This window comes from Sulfuricurvum sp. (genome assembly GCF_049305995.1).
Lineage (GTDB): Bacteria > Campylobacterota > Campylobacteria > Campylobacterales > Sulfurimonadaceae > Sulfuricurvum.
In genome coordinates this window covers 1-2,047 of the sequence record NZ_JBAQPS010000063.1, presented here as the reverse complement: position 1 = coordinate 2,047, position 2,047 = coordinate 1, and the positions used below count along the sequence as shown (strand labels likewise).

Sequence of the window (2,047 nt, the reverse complement as noted above, 5' to 3'; positions counted from 1 at the left end):
CTACAATTTGTGTTTGATCCAAAGAATTATTGTCCGAAATATAAATAGGTATATCAAGAGGAGCAACTTGAGGAATTAAATCAAATAATAATTCCTCTAATACTTTTGCACGATTATAAGTTGGTATACATATGGCTAATTGTTTGTTCACTTTTCTTCCTCTATTCTTATTATGATATTTTTACTAATATTTTTATTGAATTCAAAATATCTTCCAATTCTTTTTTTGATTTAAAAATAGCATTCAACATATTAATAGCCAACTCCTCATTATCTTCATAATCATGTGCTATTTCATTTCTAAGATCTCTTAACTCAAACCACTCATCAACATCAATTATCTCCATTTTTTCAAGTTGATTTAAGATGTCCAAAAAAGGTTTATCAATATTTTCACCCTCATATAATAATACTGCTTTAAAAAGTTTTGCACCCATACAATCTTGAAGTTTTGAAAATCTATAGATGATTTGGTCGCTGTATGCTAGACATTCAACACTTTCTACGATATCTGCAAAACTATCTTTATCTATCGGAAAACTATAATTCTTTTGAAGTGCAACGAAAGCATTTTCAAGCCTCAAAAGATGTTTGTAGCTTTCAGATAAATTGTCAGCTACTTTTTGTTTATAAACTAAAGTTTTATTCCCCATTGTATCGCCTCCTTTTCTATCAATCTCGTACTATCTGTATTAAAAACTATGTCTATTTTTTGCTCACCTAGTTCTCGTTTTATTCTTGAAAGAAACTTCAATTTTTTTTCAAAAATATTTGTGTGTTCTTTTAAAACTATATACAAATCTATGTCTCCACCTTTTTTGCTATCATCCACACGACTCCCAAAAAGATATATTTCACCATTTTGAAAAAACTCATAAAAATATTTTTTTATGACTTGTTTATATTTTACTGATAATCTCATACTTATAATCCTCGTGATTTTTATATCTCTTAAATATCACCATCACCCACGGTATTCCCCAGACAAAACTACTCAAAAAACCTAAGAAAAAGTAGTCAAACGGTAAAAAGATAGCGATAAGTAATGTTGTTAAACTTATATATATCCCACTAACAAATGATGGTATCACGAGTGGTTCTTCCTTATGTGCCCTCATGTAGACGGCATATCCGCTTACGATGATTTGCAATAACCAACCCGTAGAAATAATCATAAGTGAAAAGGAGCTCACAAGTCTTTCATCAAATGGAACATATTCTTTGAAAACTGTGATGATTGTAAAAAGTGTAATTAATCCAAAAATATATGTAACAACCGATAAAATCAAATGCTTTTTGAAAATAGGGTCAAGTGTCTCATAATCTTTTTGACTCACGAACATATTCATTTTAGGTATGATAATAGTCATCCAAATATTGGCTATTCCAAAAATAGCTGTACAGACTGCAATACTAAGCCCCACCTTGCCTGCTTCCACCGCTCCATAATAATGAAACGCTATGGGAGTAAAGATAGAAAATATAAAATATCCACTCATCCAACTGATAGCATATTTACCCACAAAGGGAAGTATTTCACTCTTCCAATCATGAAAAACACTAGCACCAAGTTTATAGAGTTGTTTTAACATATTCGCATATCGATAGAATATAAGTAGCATTCCACTTAATGCACCTATACAAAGTGAAACTGCCAACGCATAAAGCTCAAACCCACTCAATAAAAGAATCCCGGTAGATAAAATTGTAACAAATGAGATCAAAAATCTTATTTTTTGAACGTCTCCAACACTATTACAACCCTCTATAAACGAAAGCAACATACTATTTACAAAAACAAATACCGAAGCCAACCCATAGATGACCCATGGTAAAACCCAATGTATTTGAGTCTGCTTTTGATCAAGCATCACAAATCCAACCACCAAAATAATAGGAAAGGCTATAAGCCCCATACCGCCTGACCATTTCATCGCAAAGCGTAATAATGTGGCTAATCGTTCTAAATGTTTTTGACTTCCTGATAATGTTTTATCGGATTCAAATTTCAAATGAGCAAATTCATGTGCTGAGAACTGAAGTAAAA

At 31.5% G+C, this 2,047-nt stretch carries 4 protein-coding genes; all 4 read right to left on the bottom strand.

Annotated features, from left to right (window positions below):
- Positions 1–151: glycosyltransferase (locus WA010_RS02200; RefSeq protein WP_422555544.1), on the bottom strand; the 151-nt coding region annotated here is incomplete at its 3' end.
- Positions 152–170: 19 nt separating this feature from the next.
- Positions 171–653: a hypothetical protein gene (locus tag WA010_RS02195; protein ID WP_422555543.1), complete on the bottom strand. Its 483-nt coding sequence runs from the start codon at positions 651–653 to the stop codon at positions 171–173.
- On the bottom strand, positions 635–922 hold the full coding sequence (locus WA010_RS02190; RefSeq protein WP_422555542.1) for a nucleotidyltransferase domain-containing protein: 288 nt from the start codon (positions 920–922) through the stop codon (positions 635–637). The genes WA010_RS02195 and WA010_RS02190 overlap by 19 nt, the downstream gene beginning before the upstream one ends.
- A partial coding sequence (locus WA010_RS02185) for a hypothetical protein (protein WP_422555541.1) occupies positions 900–2,047 on the bottom strand: 1,148 nt, incomplete at its 5' end. The genes WA010_RS02185 and WA010_RS02190, both read right to left, overlap by 23 nt.

Excerpts from the sequence above, each read along its gene's own strand:
- WA010_RS02195 (WP_422555543.1), bottom strand. The coding sequence starts at position 653 with ATGGGGAATAAAACTTTAGTTTATAAACAAAAAGTAGCTGACAATTTA.
- WA010_RS02190 (WP_422555542.1), bottom strand. The coding sequence starts at position 922 with ATGAGATTATCAGTAAAATATAAACAAGTCATAAAAAAATATTTTTAT.